Source organism: Polaribacter uvawellassae (assembly GCF_039748955.1).
GTDB classification, from domain to species: Bacteria; Bacteroidota; Bacteroidia; order Flavobacteriales; family Flavobacteriaceae; genus Polaribacter; species Polaribacter uvawellassae.
Map to the genome: position 1 here is coordinate 757,947 of NZ_JBDIZN010000001.1, position 17,569 is coordinate 775,515.

Consider the following 17,569-nt stretch of genomic DNA (forward strand, 5'->3'; position numbering starts at 1 on the left):
TTTTTGAAAAATGATTTGGCTAACAGATAAAATTGAATTTCCAAAACCAGAAACTGCTTCTGAAGAAGGCGTGATTGCTTTGGGTGGAGATTTATCTGAAGAACGTTTAAAGCTTGCGTATCAAAACGGAATTTTTCCTTGGTATTCTGAAGGAGAACCAATTGTTTGGTATTGTCCGCCAGAAAGAATGGTGTTGTTTCCAGAAGAATTAAAAGTTTCTAAATCGATGCGAAAAATTATCAAAAAAAGAAATTTTACAATTACAGAAAATACCGCTTTTAACGAAGTTATTTTTAATTGCAAACACATTCATAGAAGTGATGATTTTGGTACTTGGATTACAGATAAAATGGAGCAGGCTTATATTAATTTACATAAAAAAGGAATTGCAAAATCTGTAGAGGTTTGGTTTTACAATACAGCAACAAAAAAACAAATTTTGGTTGGCGGTTTGTACGGAATTGATTTAGGAAATGGAATTTTTTGTGGAGAAAGCATGTTTAGTTTGATGAGTAATGCATCAAAATTGGCGTTTATTCATTTAATACAAAACCATAATTACAAACTAATAGACTGCCAAATGTACACTGATCATTTAGCAAGTTTTGGCGCAAGGGAGATTTCTAGAAGAGAGTTTTTGGAAATGTTGTAATTATTTTTTTAAAGGCAATTTTTTAGCAGGTCTAAATTCTGTAATTCCTTTTTCTTTGATTGTTTTTTCAATTTCTTTAATGGTTGTTGGTACAAAAGCACTCATATTTTCTACTCCAGTTGCAGTAATAACTGCAACATCCTCAATTCGTACATACAAACGTTCTTCTGTAATCCAAATCATAGGATCGATGGTAAAAACCATTCCTTCTTTTAAAACAACATTTCCACGAACTCTTCCTACATCATGAACTCCCATTCCAACTGGATGTTGAAAGTGACCTCTAAATTTTATACCTTTTTGTACCGCTTTTAAATGATTTGGATTTGCAAATTTCTTCCCTTTTAAATAGTTCTTCATATCTGCTGAAGCTTTGTCTAAAACGTAGTTAGCAGTTACGCCAGGTTTTATGTATTTGAATAAAGCATCTTTATACGCAATAATGTATTCGTATAAAGCCGTTTGTGCTTTGTCAAATTTTCCGTTTACAGGCCAAATTCTAGTAACATCACTTGTGTAGTATTTATAATCTGGAGCATAATCCATCAACACCAAATCACCATTTTTTAAGACATCTGTTTTATGAAAATAATGTCCCATAAAAGCATTTGTTCCTCCGCCAATAATTGCCGGATACGCATCTCCTTGTGCATCGTGTTGATAAAAAATATATTTTGCTGCAGCAGCTAATTGATATTCATACACTCCAGCTTTGGTAGATTTCATCGCTTCTATAATTGCCAAACCAGCAATTTGTGTAGCTTTTCTAATAATTTCAATTTCTTTTTTGCTCTTTATCAAACGCATATCATCTAAAGTTGGCGACAAATCTTTGATCACAAACTGAGGAAATCGCTCGTTTAACAATCGTTTAAAATGCGCTTCTCTTGATGCTTGTCCGTCCCAAGGATCTGATGCGGCTCTTGCTTGTCCGTGAACTAATTCATCTCTACTATCTGTTCCAGTTTCTGCCGGACTTAAAGGCGTGTATAAAATTGGAACGCCATCTTTTATCAATCCAGAGCCTGCTAAATCAGACGATAAAAACTCAATTGCTTTTACTTGATTTACTCCTGTAAGTTTGATAATTAATTCTGCATCTTCTGCGGATAAAATTTTTCCTTGACTACGTTCTCTTCCAGTGTCTCGATGAGGTAAATACAAGGTAGTGGTTTTTCTTTTTCCGCTGAATAATAAATACGCATGACCCGTTTCAATTCCTGTTAAATAGTAAAAAGTATTTGTTTGTCTAAATGCTTCAAAACCATCTACACTTCTAGCTCCTTGAATTAAAGCAATTCCGTTTGTGCCAATTGCATCGAATATCTTCGTTCTTCTTTCATTAAAATCTTGAATAGAAAAATCTGTTTGGTAATAATGTTTTTCTTGTGCAAAAATGTTTATTTGAAAAAGAAATACAATAAAAAGGATGCTTAAGGTTTTGATTTTTAGATTCATGGTTAAAAGAAGTTAGTTTTTTTATGCAAATGGTTGATCTATTGATGGACTTGGTTGTGAAAACCACTTTGGGCCATCTTCTGTCATATACACACAATCTTCGTGTCTAACTCCAAATTCTCCAACAATAGAAATATTTGGTTCTATACTAAAACACATTCCGGGTTTTAATTTTCTTGTATTTCCTTTTACTGCATTTCCCCATTCGTGTCCGTCCATTCCAATTCCGTGACCAGTTCTGTGTGGCAAACCTGGTAATTTATATCCAGGACCAAACCCAGCATCAATTAAAACTTGCCTAGAAGCAAAATCAACATTTTGTAATTCTTGCCCTAATTGTGCGGCTTTAAATCCTGCTGCTTGAGATTTTTTCTCTAAATCCCAAATTTCTTGTTGTCTTTTTGTGGGTGCTGCTCCAAAAACAATGGTTCTACTCATATCAGAATTATAACCTTCTACTGTACAACCGCAATCAACCAATACAACATCTCCTTTTTTTAAGATTTGTGGTTGACCGCTTCCGTGAGGAAAAGCAGAATCTGGGCCAAAATTAGCCAAAGCAAATCCGTGATTTCCACCTAACTTGCTATGTGCTTTTGCAACTGCGGATGAAAAATCTGCAGGAGTAGAACCCACTTTTAAAACTGATAAACCAATTTTTATTGCTTCAATTGTTATGTCTGTTGCTTTTTGCATTAATGCAATTTCTGCTTTCGATTTTATCAATCGACAAGGAATTGTAACAACATCTGCACTAACGTATTGATAATTTGGCGCATCTTTTTGCAATCCGTTTAAAATGAAATATCGAAAACGTTCTTCTAAACCAACTTTTCCATTTGAGATTCCAGCTGCTTTTAAAGCATTTCCAATTTGTTTGTAGGGGCTTTCGTCTTCTTCCCAAGGAAATACATTTTTACCAATGCTTATTTTTTTTAGCAAACGAGATTCTTCAAAAGCCGGACAAATATAACTGACGTCTCCAGAAACAGGAATCATTGCAATCATTGGTCTTTCGCTTGGCCACCAAGATAAGCCTGTGAAATATTTTAAAGAGGTTCCGGCATCTAACAAAATGGCTTGTAAACCATTTTCTTTCATTAACTGTTGTGCTTTTTTTATTCTTAATTTTCGTTCTTCATCAGAAATAGGAACAACATCTGATGTCATTGATTTTAATGAATCAAAAATTGAAATTTCTTCTTTGTCAGATTCAGAAGTTACACAAGAACTTACACCCACAAAAACAGCTGCACTAGCACCAATTGCAGATTTTTTAATAAAATTTCTTCTTTTCATTTTAGTTGGTTAATAGATTATGAGACAAGATACTAATACTTATTTTGTCTTTTATTTTTGCATTCTTAAAACTTTCTGATTGGTTTCTTTCATCACATATTCTTTGATTACTTTAAAACCGTACTTTTCATAAAATGGTTTTCCTATTTTATTTTTTTCAAAAACTTCTACTTCTAAAGTATTATGAAACTGACTGATGTGTTTTACTAAAGAAGTTCCAATTCCTTTTGCTTGTTGTTTTGGATCAACAAATAAACCACCAATTTCATTATTTATCATTGCAATAAAACCAATAATAGTTCCAGATTCTTCATAAATCCACGTATCAGAATTAGGTAAATACATGTCTTTCATGGCTTTTTTTACCATTTGATGAAACTCATCACTTAAAAAAGGATGCGCAATTAAAGCTGCTGATTCCCAAATTTCTAGTAATCTAGGAATTTCACTTTCGTTATATTTTCTAATCATTTTTTTGCTTTTATATCGAGCTAAGTTATTGTATTCAATAGTATGAAACAAAAGATATAGAAAGAATTGTATCTTTGTATTTCAAAACAAAACCAATATTAATGGGAATAAAAACAACACAAAAGCAAGTTGATGATTGGATTCAAAACCATGGAGTTCGTTATTTTAACGAATTAACAAACATGGCGCAATTGACGGAAGAGGTTGGAGAAGTAGCAAGAATTATTGCAAGACGTTATGGAGAACAAAGCGAAAAAGAATCAGATAAATCAAAAGATTTAGGAGAGGAATTGGCAGATGTTTTGTTTGTTACGTTGTGTTTGGCAAATCAAACAGGTGTAGATTTACAAGCTGCTTTTGATAAAAAATTAGACATTAAAACAAAACGAGATCACGATAGACATCACAATAATAAAAAACTACAATAATGACGATATTAGAGAAAATGAAATCTCCAGGATTCTGGACAAACGTATTTAAAATAGCGTTGCCTTTTTTTATTTTAGTAACGGTAATTTCATTATTTATGAATAGTTGGCGAGAAATTTTTGCTGGCGATTTTGCCGAAGTAAATGAAGCAAATTTTGCAGACGGAAAATGGAAACGATTTTTCGCATTAAAAATAATTATCAGTTATTTTTATGCGTTGTATGTTGCAATTAAAAAAACAAAATAAATAAAAAAGAGGCTTTTTAAAAGCCTCTTTTTTATTTCTAAATCTTTTATTTATCTAACTGAATCAAATCAATCTGACTGTCTTTTACTTTCTTATTCAGTTGTTTTACATCTTTATTAAATAAGATATACAACTTTGATAACTCGTTGTCAATGTCTTTTGTGATTTCATTTTTAAAAGCAATTGCTTGGTCAGTTGGTTTATAAGTTCCCATTCTTGTAAGCGAATTTAAATGCGCTAATTTATTGTTTAATCTGATTGGGAAATTCAACGGATCTTGACCACTTTTACTTTTTGTTTGATACAAAGTAGTTTCAATTTTTGTAATTTTTTTTGTCAACTTATCAGCAAAGGACAATAATTCTTTGTGTTTTTGTTTGTCTTTTATCGAGCTCTTTAATGTCTTAATTTGTGCTTTTACTTTACCAACATTAATTAACGCTTTATGTATTTCAGACATTTTTGTATTGATGTCATTAATAAAATCGAATTGCAGTTTCATATCAGCCAAAGAATTTTCAGAAACAGGATTCTTTAAAATAGTAAATGGTTTTTCTAACGTAGTTTTATTTACTGATAAACCAACTGTATAATTTCCTGGTAACGCCATTGGTCCATTTAAAGAAGCCCACCACAAAATCATTCCTTTTACTTTTGTAGCATCAGGATACATCATATTCCAATAAAAAACATTGCTACCTTTTTTAACAGATAGTTTTTTCTCGTTTTCTTTTGTATTTGGATGCGAACTGAATTTCTGAATTAATTTTTTTGAAGCATCATAAAATGATAATGATATCGTATCTTTTTTAGAAAACTCATTCACATTAAAATACACCGAAACTCCACCAGGATGATTGGTTCCTTGCGTTTTAGAAGTTCTACCATTTCCACCGCTTAATTGATAACTTGCTTTTGGCGTAAATAAGGTTACTTTTTCTTTTGAAGTATTGTTTCTTAATTGATGAATTGGCGTTAAATCGTCAATCATCCAAAAAGATCTACCTTGCGTTGCCGCAATTAAATTATCGTCTTTAATTGCCAAATCTGTAATCGGAACAATTGGTAAATTCAATTGAAATTTTTCCCAGTTAGCACCATCATTAAAGGAAATATACATTCCTCTTTCTGTTCCAACGTACAATAATCCTTTACGCTTAGGATCAGCTCTTAAAGCCCTAGTAAAATCTTCATTTTCAATTCCGTTTACAATTAATTTCCAAGATTTTCCATAGTTTTCTGTTTTGTAGATATACGGTTTGTAATCACCAGATTTGTATTTTGTTCCAACTAAATAAACGCTTCCTTTTTCAAACGGATTTATTTCAATCGAATTAATCATCATCCATTCTGGCATTTTTTTAGGTGTTACATTTTTCCAGTTTTTCCCACCATCTCTTGTTACATGAACCAATCCATCATCAGAACCTGTCCAAATAAGATTTTTTTCTGTTGGAGATTCTGCAATCGCAAAAATAGTTCCGTAATATTCTACTCCAGTGTTGTCTTTGGTAATTGGTCCACCAGAAGGACCTAATGTTTTAGGATCGTTTCTTGTTAAATCTGGACTGATTAATTCCCAAGATTGGCCCTCATTATAAGTTACATGCAAATGATTTGATGCAGCATATAATTTGTTTTTTTGATTTGGAGAAAACATGATAGGAAAATTCCATTGAAAACGATATTTAAAATCTTCAGCTCCGTGTCCCATCGGATCATCTGGCCAAACATTAATTGCTCTAGTTTCTCCAGTTTTATGATTTTTTCGAGTTAAAAATCCGCCATAACTTCCACCATACACAATATCATTATTATTTGGATCAATAGCAATATGGGCACTTTCTCCACCAGCAGTAGATTCCCAATCTCTATCTGTAATAAATCTTCCTCCAGTTCTATGAGAAATTCTTACGGTAGAATTGTCTTGTTGTGCGCCATAAATTCGATACGGAAAATGATTATCTGTTACAACTCTATAAAACTGTGATGTTGGTTGATTATCCATGGTTGACCAATTGATTCCTGCATCAAAAGAGATTTGTGCGCCACCATCATCTCCAATAATCATTCGTTGATTGTCTTCTGGAGCAATCCATAAATCATGATGATCTCCGTGTGGAGCGTTAAAAGTTTTATACGATTTTCCTCCATCTGTCGATTTATGATAATTAACATTTAAAACGTAAATAATATTTTCATCTTTTGTGTCGGCATACAAACGTGTGTAATACCAAGCTCTTTGTCTTAATTTACGTTCATTATTTATTAGCTTCCAAGTTTTTCCTGCATCTTCAGATTTATAAACTCCACCATCTTTATTTTCTACTAACAACCAAACAAAATCAGAATTTACTGGCGAAACTGTAACGCCGCTAATTCCCCAAATTCCTTTTGGCAACCCTTTATTTTCTGAAATATTGCTCCAAGTTTCTCCGCCATCAGTACTTTTCCAAAGTGCAGAACCATCGCCGCCACTAGATAAACTATAAGGCGTTCTTCTAACATTCCATGTTGTTGCGTATAAAACACGCGCATTATTTGGATCGATAATTAAATCAATTACACCAGCATCTTTATTTGCAAACAACACCTTTCTCCAAGTTTCGCCACCATCTGTAGATTTATAAACGCCACGTTCATCAGAAGATTTGTATAAATCTCCCATTACACCAGCATATACAATATCTGCATTTTTAGGATGAATTCTAATTCTTGGAATATGTCTAGAATTTGGTAATCCCATATGTTTCCAAGTTTTACCAGCATCAACAGTTTTCCAAATTCCGTCTCCAGAAGAAACATTTCCTCTTACAGTTTTTTCTCCGTTTCCAACATAAATTACATTGTTGTCCCATTCGCTAACAGCAACTGCACCAACAGAGCCGCCAAAAAATCCATCAGAAATATTAGACCAAGAATTTCCAGCATCTGTAGTTTTCCATACTCCACCACCAGTTGCGCCCATATAAAATAAATTAGATTTTCCAGAAACGCCAGTAACAGCAGCACTTCTTCCGCCTCTAAAAGGACCAATGTTTCGCCATTTAATTGCGCTATAATTTTCTTCAGAAAATTTGGTAGTATTCTTTTGTGCGTTAACTTTGTGGCTAGATGCAATTAGAAGCATCGCCAGAAATAAAGTAATTTTTTTCATAAAAAGGTTCGTTTGGTTACTAGCTTCTAAAATTACAAATTTTTAACGAATACAATATTGATTTTTAATCTATCAACAAATAAGACAGAGTTAAATGCAGAAATTTCTATTTCTGGTTCTAAAAGTGAATCAAATAGATTGTTAATTTTACAACAATTAATTGCTGGTTTAACAATAAAAAATGTTTCAGACTCTGATGATTCTAAGTATTTAGAAAAAGCATTAAACTCTACGGATAGAACCATTGATATTGGTCATGCCGGAACAGCAATGCGTTTTTTAACTTCCTATTTTTCTATCAAAGAAGGCAGAGAAGTTGTTTTAACAGGTTCTGAAAGAATGCAAAATAGACCGATTGAAATTTTGGTTAATGCACTACAAGATTTAGGCGCAACTATTTCTTATGAAGATAAAATCGGTTATCCGCCAATTCGAATAAAAGGAACAAAACTTACTAAAGATAAAGTTCAGATAAACGGAAATGTAAGCAGTCAATATATTTCTTCTTTACTGTTGATTGCTTCGAGTTTACCAAATGGTTTAGAAATTGAATTATTAGGTAAAATCACTTCGGTTCCTTATATTAACATGACGTTGAGCTTATTACAAGAACTCGGAATTGAAGCAGGTTTTGAGGGAAATAAAATTAGTGTAAAACCTTTTAACTCATCAATTACTAAAAAGGTAATTGTAGAATCTGATTGGAGTTCCGCTTCGTATTTTTACAGTTTAATCGCTTTGAGTACTATTGGTTCAGAAATCAAATTATCATCATACAAAAAAAACAGTTTACAAGGAGATTCTTGTTTGTCAGAAATCTATCAACATTTTGGGGTTAGAACCATTTTTAAAGAAGATTCAATTGTGCTTAAAAAAACGAATGTTATTTCGAGTGAAATAGAGAAATCTCATTTAGAAGTTAATTTAAGTAATGTGCCAGACATTGCACAGACAATTGTTGTTTCTTGTTTTGGATTGGGAATTTCTTGTGAATTAACAGGTTTACATACGTTAAAAATTAAAGAAACAGACAGATTGGTTGCTTTAGAAAACGAATTGACAAAATTAGGCGCAACTATTTCTGTTACAAATGAAAGTTTAACACTGAAAAAGTCTACAAAAATTAACTCGAATATTGCAATAGAAACCTACAAAGATCATAGAATGGCAATGGCTTTTGCTCCGTTAGCAATTAAAGTTCCAATAACAATTTTAGATGCAAATGTGGTAACAAAATCGTATCGAAATTTTTGGAAAGACATGCAAAAAATTGGATTTCAAATAAGCTCAATTTAAATTAAACCGCAAAACACTTGACAACGCCTATTCTGATGTCGTATATTTGCCAGCATTCTTAGAAAAATAAGCACATGAAATTATCGAATTTTAATATTGAATTGCCAAATGAATTATTGGCAAAATTTCCAGCAGAACATAGAGACGAGTCTCGTTTAATGGTGTTAAATAGAAAAGAACAAACTATAGAACACAAAAAATTTAAAGACCTAATCGATTATTTTGATGAAGGTGATGTGATGGTTTTGAATAATACAAAAGTATTTCCGGCTAGAATGTTTGGAAATAAAGAAAAAACCGGTGCACGTATAGAAGTGTTTTTGTTGAGAGAATTAAATCAAGAAAACAGATTGTGGGATGTATTGGTAGATCCAGCTAGAAAAATTAGAATTGGAAACAAATTATTTTTTGGAGAAGATGATAGTTTAGTTGCAGAAGTAATTGATAATACAACTTCTAGAGGTAGAACTTTACGATTTTTATTTGATGGTTCTTACGAAGAATTTAGAGAAAAATTATTGGAACTTGGACAAACTCCGTTGCCAAAAGAAATTGACAGACCAGTAGAAGAATCAGACGCAGAACGTTATCAAACAATTTATGCAAAAAACGAAGGAGCTGTTGCAGCACCATCTGCAGGATTACATTTTTCTAAACATTTAATGAAACGTTTAGAAATTAAAGGCGTAGATTTTTCTGAAGTTACTTTGCATGTTGGTTTAGGAACTTTTGCCCCTGTTGAAGTAGAAGATTTATCGAAACATAAAATGGACTCTGAGCAAATTATTATTTCAAATGAAACTTCAAAAAGAATTAATGATGCTTTAGATAATAAGAAAAGAGTTTGTGCGGTTGGTACAACTGTTATGCGTACAATTGAATCTTCAGTATCTTCAAACGGAAGATTAAATGCTTATGAAGGTTGGACCAATAAATTTATTTTTCCTCCGTACGATTTTAGCATTGCAAATTGTATGATAACAAACTTTCACAAATCTAAATCTACGTTATTAATGCAAGCTGCCGCTTTTGGTGGTTACGATTTTGTAATGGAAGCGTACGAAGTAGCAATTAAAGAAAAATACAACTTCTCTTCTTACGGAGATGCTATGTTGATTATTTAATGACTGAAAAATTAAAAAATTAAATAAAAACTGGTCTTTTAAAAAGCACCAGTTTTTTTATAACTATTTTTGTAGTAATCTTTACTTTAAATCTTTAAATCTTTAAATCTTTGAATAAAAAAGACATACGCGCATTAACCAAAGATCAATTAAGAGACTTTTTTGTAGAAAAGGGAGATAAAGCTTTTCGAGGAAATCAAGTCTATGAATGGTTGTGGGGAAAAGTGGTACATTCTTTTGAAGACATGACAAATATCTCTTTAGAAACAAGAGAAATGTTGCAGGAAAATTTTGTCATCAATCATATTGAAGTTGATAATATTCAGCGAAGTAAAGACGGAACTGTAAAAAATGCCGTTCGTTTACACGATGGATTAGTTGTAGAATCTGTTTTGATTCCTACGAATACAAGAACAACAGCATGTGTTTCTAGTCAAGTTGGTTGTAGTTTAGATTGCAAGTTTTGTGCAACCTCTCGTTTAAAGAGAATGCGAAACTTAAATGCCGATGAAATTTACGATCAAGTAGCTGCAATTAACAAAGAAAGTTTGTTGTATTACAATCATAAATTATCGAATATTGTGTTTATGGGAATGGGAGAACCATTGATGAATTACAATAATGTAATCAAATCGATTGAAAAAATTACGTCTCCTGAAGGATTGGGAATGTCGCCAAAAAGAATTACAGTTTCTACTTCTGGCGTGCCAAAAATCATCAAAAAAATGGCGGATGATGAAGTAAAATTTAATTTAGCTGTTTCTTTACATTCTGCAATTGATGAAGTAAGAACTTCAATTATGCCGTTTAACGCAACGTTTCCGTTGAAAGATTTAAAAGAATCGTTAGAATATTGGTACGAAAAAACACAACGAAGAATTACCTACGAATATGTTGTTTGGGGCGGAATTAATGACCGAAAAGAAGATATTGAAGCATTGATTCAGTTTTGTAGTTACGTGCCGTGTAAAGTCAATTTAATAGAATACAATCCTATTGATGATGGCGAATTTCAACAAGCAAGTCCGCAAGCAATCAACAATTATATTTCTAATTTAGAAATGCACGGAATTATTGTAAATGTGCGTCGTTCTAGAGGAAAAGATATTGATGCAGCTTGTGGTCAATTGGCAAATAAATCATAGAGAAACTTGGTGTCCGTTCTAGTGTAGTAAAGAACTTCTTATAATAAAAATTTCCTTACTTTTGATTTTAAAATATAGACCTCTCGACTCCGCTCGAGGAGACATGAATAATAGATGAAACCTGTAGAGCAAATAAAACTTCCTATTAAAAACGAAATGGAACTCTTTGAAGAAAAGTTCAAAGAATCGATGTTGACTAAAGTTCCTTTGTTAAACAGAATTACCTATTATATTGTTCGTAGAAAAGGAAAACAAATGCGTCCGATGTTTGTTTTTTTAGTTGCAAAAATGGTTTCTGATGGCGGTTTTGATGAACGAACGTATCGTGGAGCTTCTGTTGTAGAATTAATTCATACTGCTACTTTGGTACATGATGATGTTGTTGACGATAGTAACAGAAGAAGAGGTTTTTTCTCTGTAAATGCATTGTGGAAAAATAAAATTGCTGTTTTGGTTGGTGATTTTTTATTGTCTAAAGGATTGTTGCTTTCTATTGATAACGAAGATTTTGATTTGCTAAAATTGATTTCTATCGCCGTTCGAGAAATGAGTGAGGGCGAATTGTTACAAATAGAAAAAGCACGAAAATTAGATATTACTGAAGAGGTGTATTTTGAAATTATCCGTAAGAAAACAGCAACTTTAATTGCTGCTTGTTGCGGAATCGGAGCTGCTTCTGTTGGTGCAAATCAAGAAACGGTTCAGCAAATGAGAAAGTTTGGAGAATATATCGGAATTGCTTTTCAAATTAAAGACGATTTGTTTGATTATACGGATGCTAAAATTGGAAAACCAACCGGAATCGATATTAAAGAACAAAAAATGACCTTACCATTAATTTATACGTTAAATACCTGTTCAGAAAAAGATAAAAAATGGATTATCAATTCGGTAAAGAAATACAATAAAGACAAAAAACGAGTAAAAGAAGTCATCACTTTTGTAAAAGAAAATGGCGGAATTGAATACACAACCTCTAAAATGAATGACTACAAAAATAGAGCGTTAGCTATTTTAGAAAACTATCCAAAATCTCCTTATAAAGATTCACTTATTCAAATGATAGATTACGTTGTGGAGCGTAAAATATAATTACTTTTTACTCCAAAGTTAATACTCTGTTTTTTGGATATTTTACAGAATACCTTAAACTCAAATCTTTAGTAGAACTTGGGTTCAATTCAAACTTCCATAAAATTTCTCCAGTTTCTGCATTAAATTCCCCAGTGTTCGATTTATCTAATTCAACTTTAATTTCTTCTAAAGTAGAAACCGGAATTTGATCAAAAATAGAAATGCTAATTTTTTGAGATTTATTATTTTTTATAGAAATATTCCAAGCTCTATTTTCTTGTTTTTTACTTCCAATAAATTGTCTTGTTGTAAAATCTTTCGTTTTTTCTCTGTTAACAATAATGTTTTTATCTCTTCCTAAAGATATTTTTAATTTATCAGTAATAAAGCGAGTGTCTAATAAAGATTTACCAATATATGTTCCTTCAAAATAAATATTAGCTTCTCCTTCCAATAAATTTAGTTTTTCCCAATTATCTGCGGACGCAATTAGAAAAGCATTTTTATCAATTTTTGGAATGCTGTAATATTGATAATCTACATTTAATTCATACGTTTTCATCCCGACAGAATAATTCTTATTATCAGATTTTAAAGAATATGGTGAAGCAATTTCAAAATTAACAGTTGTTTGATTTACAATTTGGTTTGTTGGAATTGAATAGTTATTTTCTTTTTTTCTTGAATCATTAGTAATTTGAACACCAGAAATTTTTCCTGCCAAAACAGAAGAAATTGGTTTTCTGTTACCGTATCCTGTAACAACAACTTCATCTAAAACATTTGCGTCTTCTTTCATTTGAACATTTATATTAGAACTGTAAATGTTTCTTTTAACTGTACTGTATCCTAAATAAGAAAAAGTTAAAGTTGAAGCATTTTTTGGAATTGTGATTGAATAATATCCATCAAAATTTGTTTCTGTTCCAATGGTTGTTCCATCAATTAAAACACTAACTCCGGGCAACGCGCCGCTATTATCAGAAACAATTCCTGAAACAGTTTTAATGTTTTTTGTATACACTGGCGGAAGCGAATTGTAATTTAAAAAATAGGTTTTTAATTCTGGCGCTTCGCTTGAAACACTTGGGTCTGATGATGAAAAACTAAGTTTTACATTAGTCCAATCTACTTTTGTGTTCTGTTTTACATTTGCTTTATACACTAAATGTAACGGACTATTAATGTCTTTTACTCTAATATCATACGTTGGAAACCAACCCGCATTTGCAACATTATAGACCAATTCTAGTTGAATAGTTGTTGTTTTAGTTGCTTTAATTTTTACTAAAGCTTCACCAGAAGCAAATTCTTTTTTTGAAGAAAAACTATTTATTTGGTTTCTTATACTATTAAAATCATCTCTAATTGTATTAATTCTTTCTCTAATTTTTAGAGCTTCTAATTTTAATGTTTTGTATTTAGTTCCATAATAAGTAGCCGCATTTTTAAGATTAATTGCAGTTAATGTTTGGTTTTTACCTCCAATATTTCTGTTAGATTGTAAAAATTCAGTTTCTTCTTTGTTAATACTTAAATACGTGTTTTCTATGTCAAGTTTTTTTTGAGCTGCCTTTAAATCGTTCTCAAGTTTTAAAAGTTCATCACTTTTGGTCTGCTTGTCTAAATAATTTTTTTCAAAATTTACAGACTGAATTTCAACATCATTTGTTGTTTTAACTTGAATGCTTTTTCCATCAATAAACGGAGAAAGTTTGGTGAATCTTAAAACGGTAGTTCCTTTGTTAATTGTTACCGTTTTCTTTCTCGTAATCTGAGCACTTTCAAGAAAAACTGTAACTTCATTTACTTTTGAAGTAACTTTTTTTTCTAAATTGATTTGAGAATAAGTAGAAAGTGAGCTTAAAAAAGCTAGCAATAAAATATATTTTTTCATAGTTGGAGGTTTTCGATATAAAAATAGTAATAATATTTTGATGTTTGTTACAATTTCAAAGTGTATTCGTTTTATAAGTAAGTAAACTAATAAAACAAAGTGTAAGTTAAAATTGTAGTTGCCAAGAACTAAATTCGTTTATAAATTTGCACTTTGTTGCTTTGTAGAAATTTTTAATAATTCTTCAAGATAATCTCTTTTATTAGACAATCTCGGCACTTTATGTTGTCCGCCTAATTTCTGTTTTTGCTTTAACCAATTGTAAAATAAGCCTTGTTCTGCAACATGAATTTTAGGCAAAGCCAACGTCATATTATGATAGCGTTTTGCTTCGTAATCAGAATTGATTGATTTTAAAGCATTGTCTAACAGTTCGGTAAAATATTCTAAACTTTTTGGTGCTTTTTTAAATTCAATCAACCATTCATGTCCGCCACTAGATTTTCCTTCCATAAAAATGGGTGCAACTGTATAATCTGTAATGGTTGCTTTTGTTTTTTTACAGGCTAATTTTAAAGCATCTTCTGCATTTTCAATAATTAATTCTTCGCCAAAAACATTGATAAAATGTTTGGTTCTTCCTGTTATTTTTATGCGATACGGATTTGTTGATGTAAACTTTACGGTATCGCCAATTAAATAGCGCCATAAACCACCATTTGTTGTAATTACCATGGCGTAGTTTACGTTCTTTTTTACTTTTGATAATGGAATTGCGGTTGAGTTTTCGCCTTCATAAGCATCCATCGGAATAAATTCATAGAAGATTCCGTAATCTAACATTAACAATAATTCTAACGAATTATTTCTGTCTTGTAATCCAAAAAAACCTTCTGAAGCATTATAAGTTTCGTAGTATTTAAAATCGGCTTTCGGAATCAGTTTTTTGTATTGCTCTCTGTAAGGATTAAAATTTACGCCGCCATGAAAATACACTTCTAAGTTTGGCCAAACTTCTAAAATATTGTCTTTTCCTGTTTTTTCTAACACACGATTTAACAACAACAACATCCAACTTGGAACACCAACTAAACTGGTAATATCTTCGTGAATGGTTTCATTAATAATGGCTTCCATTTTGGTTTCCCATTCGCTCATTAAAGCAGTTTCTTGACTCGGAGCAGAACTGAAATCAGCCCAAAAAGGAAGATTTTCTGTAATAATTGCAGACAAATCTCCGAAATACGAATTGTTGTCTTCATAAATTGCAGAACTACCGCCAAGCTTTAATCCTTTTCCTGTAAACAATTGTGTGTCTTCATTATTGTTGATATACAAACACAACATGTCTTTTCCTGCTTTTAAATGGCAATATTCTAGAGCTTCATCACTCACAGGAATAAATTTACTTTTGGCATTTGTGGTTCCGCTAGATTTAGCGAACCATTTTATAGGAGTTGGCCAAAAAATATTTTGTTCTCCTCTTCTACAACGTTCAATTAAAGGTTCAATGCTTTCATATTTTTGAATCGGAACAGCATTTGCAAAATCGGTATAATCTCTAATGGATGAAAAATAATGCGCTTTACCAAATTCTGTATTTTTTGCAGTATTCAATAATCTAAATAACAATTCGTCTTGAACATCTAACGGATATTTTAAAAATAGCTCCATTTGATGCTTTCGTTTCTTTAAAAACCAAGAAATAATTGAATTTACGAAAGGAAATGCCATTTGGTTAGGTTCTCTTTAATTTATGAATACAAAATTCTTAAAACTTGCTTTTTTATAGTAAGTTTGTTTGTTGCCGATTGGCATCGGAGTTAAAAATACTAAAAATAGTTGTATGCAATATCAAGGAGTCTTAAAAAAAATGCCAACCGAAAATTTAGAGATCATTCAATATTATTTAGAATTGGGTGATGACTTCTTGAATATGAATCAGTTATTGGGTAAAATCCTTACAATGACCTTTGTGAAATACGAATGTTTAAATTGTCATTTAAACAAACAAATTTACCGTCAAGGGTTTTGTAAAAGCTGTTTTTTTGAAACCCCAAATGCTGGCGATTGGATTATGAGACCAGAACTAAGTACTGCACATTTAGACATTGAAGACAGAAATTTAGAATACGAAAAACAAGTACAATTAAAACAGCATATTGTGTATTTAGCGAATTCTAGCAATGTAAAAGTTGGTGTTACTAGAAAGCAACAAGTTCCGACGCGTTGGATAGATCAAGGAGCGCACGAAGCAATTGAAATTGTAGAAGTGCCGAATCGATATTTAGCAGGAATTACAGAAGTTGCTTTAAAAGAACATGTTGCTGATAAAACCAATTGGCGAAAAATGTTAAAGAATGATATTGTGGATGAAAATTTAGTGGAATGGAGAAACAAATTAGCGCAATACATTCCGGAAGAAGCAAAAGAATATTTTATAGAAAATAACACCGAAACCAATCTGAATTTCCCGGTGGAAAAATATCCGTTAAAACCAAAAAGTTTAAACTTGGTAAAACAACATTCTTATACAGGTAAGTTAGTTGGCATAAAAGGACAGTATTTAATTTTTGAAGACGAAACTGTTTTTAATGTAAGAGCAAATGAAGGTTTGGTGGTAAGTATTTTAATTGAGTAATTTCGTTAACGGTTTTGTATAAGAATAGTTCGGTTTTGTGTGCTGTACTTTCTGTTTTAAATAATCGGATAGAATGTTATTATTTTTCCGTCCTCATTAATTATAAATTTAATCTTAATTCCACTTGGCGTTTCGGATAAATAAACATTTCCTGATTCGTTTTTTTTAATTGAATAAGCCGATGCACATTCATGAAATAATTGATTAATTGTCCAATTGTCAGGAAAAAAATTAGTTATTTCTTCTTTTATAATCCATTGTTTTGTATTTGGATGAAGCTTCTCAATTACCGCTGAATATACACCCAAATCATTAGTTTGTATAACTTTTAAAACTTTAATAGAATCAGGATTATAAAAATGAACTCCACTGACTTTTTTTCTTGTGATTTTTCCTACGATTGTATGATGTAAAGCACCTACAAAAGTTTTTTCATAAGAATTTCCTTTTGTGGTAAGTACATAATCTTTGATTTCCTTAATATGCTTATTCTTTAGGACTCTATCTTTATGCTTTTGCAACCGAATTGAAGAAAAGATTGTTGATTGTCTCCGAAGTTCAAATTTTGAAACGAAAGGACCTTCGGCCTCATTCTTATCGTTAAGGTTAATGTCCATACCAAATAGTGCTTTACTAATTTTAATTACTACTGGTAATTCACTTGCTTGAAGTGATTTATTATCAACGGGATTTTTGAGAATATAGTACTTAAAATCTTGTTCCAAAATATGAATTAATG

Annotated in this window: 15 protein-coding genes; 8 read left to right on the forward strand and 7 right to left on the reverse strand. The window is 31.5% G+C overall.

Features of this window, described 5'->3' with window-relative positions:
• The first annotated feature begins 10 nt into the window (after window positions 1-10).
• Complete coding sequence (aat, locus tag ABDX67_RS03470) at window positions 11-652, forward strand: leucyl/phenylalanyl-tRNA--protein transferase (RefSeq protein ID WP_347173564.1); 642 nt, start codon at window positions 11-13, stop codon at window positions 650-652.
• Here aat and ABDX67_RS03475 read toward each other — a convergent pair whose 3' ends face one another.
• Genes ABDX67_RS03475 through ABDX67_RS03485 form a run of 3 tightly spaced genes read right to left on the reverse strand, consistent with a single transcriptional unit; the run spans window position 653 to window position 3,880 of the window.
• Entirely contained in the window at window positions 653-2,110 is a 1,458-nt protein-coding gene (locus ABDX67_RS03475; RefSeq protein WP_347173565.1) for an aminopeptidase P N-terminal domain-containing protein, read from the reverse strand.
• A 21-nt stretch (window positions 2,111-2,131) separates the two neighbouring features.
• The gene (locus ABDX67_RS03480) at window positions 2,132-3,409 is read right to left on the reverse strand and encodes a M24 family metallopeptidase (RefSeq protein WP_347173566.1); all 1,278 of its coding nucleotides are present in this window, start codon (window positions 3,407-3,409) and stop codon (window positions 2,132-2,134) included.
• A 51-nt stretch (window positions 3,410-3,460) separates the two neighbouring features.
• The gene (locus tag ABDX67_RS03485) at window positions 3,461-3,880 is read right to left on the reverse strand and encodes an N-acetyltransferase (protein WP_347173567.1); all 420 of its coding nucleotides are present in this window, start codon (window positions 3,878-3,880) and stop codon (window positions 3,461-3,463) included.
• A 101-nt stretch (window positions 3,881-3,981) separates the two neighbouring features.
• Here ABDX67_RS03485 and ABDX67_RS03490 point away from each other — a divergent pair, with 101 nt between their 5' ends.
• Together ABDX67_RS03490 and ABDX67_RS03495 are read left to right on the forward strand one after the other, a co-directional pair.
• Complete coding sequence (locus ABDX67_RS03490) at window positions 3,982-4,308, forward strand: nucleotide pyrophosphohydrolase (RefSeq protein ID WP_347173568.1); 327 nt, start codon at window positions 3,982-3,984, stop codon at window positions 4,306-4,308.
• Complete coding sequence (locus ABDX67_RS03495) at window positions 4,308-4,556, forward strand: hypothetical protein (RefSeq protein WP_347173569.1); 249 nt, start codon at window positions 4,308-4,310, stop codon at window positions 4,554-4,556. Before ABDX67_RS03490 ends, ABDX67_RS03495 begins: the two co-directional genes overlap by 1 nt.
• 46 nt (window positions 4,557-4,602) lie before the next feature.
• On the opposite strand, the gene ABDX67_RS03500 is transcribed toward ABDX67_RS03495, so the two are convergent.
• Window positions 4,603-7,713: a WD40/YVTN/BNR-like repeat-containing protein gene (locus ABDX67_RS03500; protein ID WP_347173570.1), complete on the reverse strand. Its 3,111-nt coding sequence runs from the start codon at window positions 7,711-7,713 to the stop codon at window positions 4,603-4,605.
• Between the two features lie 54 nt (window positions 7,714-7,767).
• Between ABDX67_RS03500 and ABDX67_RS03505 the strand changes: the two genes are divergently transcribed.
• From ABDX67_RS03505 to ABDX67_RS03520, 4 genes are all read left to right on the forward strand, one after another.
• On the forward strand, window positions 7,768-9,009 hold the full coding sequence (locus ABDX67_RS03505; protein ID WP_430438071.1) for a 3-phosphoshikimate 1-carboxyvinyltransferase: 1,242 nt from the start codon (window positions 7,768-7,770) through the stop codon (window positions 9,007-9,009).
• 74 nt (window positions 9,010-9,083) lie between these two features.
• The gene (gene queA, locus ABDX67_RS03510; RefSeq protein WP_347173572.1) at window positions 9,084-10,133 is read left to right on the forward strand and encodes a tRNA preQ1(34) S-adenosylmethionine ribosyltransferase-isomerase QueA; all 1,050 of its coding nucleotides are present in this window, start codon (window positions 9,084-9,086) and stop codon (window positions 10,131-10,133) included.
• Window positions 10,134-10,243: 110 nt separating this feature from the next.
• Complete coding sequence (rlmN, locus tag ABDX67_RS03515) at window positions 10,244-11,278, forward strand: dual-specificity RNA methyltransferase RlmN (protein WP_347173573.1); 1,035 nt, start codon at window positions 10,244-10,246, stop codon at window positions 11,276-11,278.
• Between the two features lie 114 nt (window positions 11,279-11,392).
• A complete protein-coding gene (locus ABDX67_RS03520) occupies window positions 11,393-12,370 on the forward strand; it encodes a polyprenyl synthetase family protein (RefSeq protein WP_347173574.1) in 978 nt (325 codons plus the stop codon).
• A 7-nt stretch (window positions 12,371-12,377) separates the two neighbouring features.
• Here ABDX67_RS03520 and ABDX67_RS03525 read toward each other — a convergent pair whose 3' ends face one another.
• Complete coding sequence (locus ABDX67_RS03525) at window positions 12,378-14,249, reverse strand: mucoidy inhibitor MuiA family protein (RefSeq protein WP_347173575.1); 1,872 nt, start codon at window positions 14,247-14,249, stop codon at window positions 12,378-12,380.
• Between the two features lie 138 nt (window positions 14,250-14,387).
• Entirely contained in the window at window positions 14,388-15,923 is a 1,536-nt protein-coding gene (locus ABDX67_RS03530) for a GH3 auxin-responsive promoter family protein (RefSeq protein ID WP_347173576.1), read from the reverse strand.
• A gap of 112 nt (window positions 15,924-16,035) precedes the next feature.
• On the opposite strand from ABDX67_RS03530, the gene ABDX67_RS03535 reads away from it, so the two are divergent.
• Window positions 16,036-16,830: a DUF2797 domain-containing protein gene (locus tag ABDX67_RS03535; protein WP_347173577.1), complete on the forward strand. Its 795-nt coding sequence runs from the start codon at window positions 16,036-16,038 to the stop codon at window positions 16,828-16,830.
• Between the two features lie 56 nt (window positions 16,831-16,886).
• On the opposite strand, the gene ABDX67_RS03540 is transcribed toward ABDX67_RS03535, so the two are convergent.
• Entirely contained in the window at window positions 16,887-17,555 is a 669-nt protein-coding gene (locus ABDX67_RS03540; protein ID WP_347173578.1) for an EndoU domain-containing protein, read from the reverse strand.
• Between the last annotated feature and the right edge of the window lie 14 nt (window positions 17,556-17,569).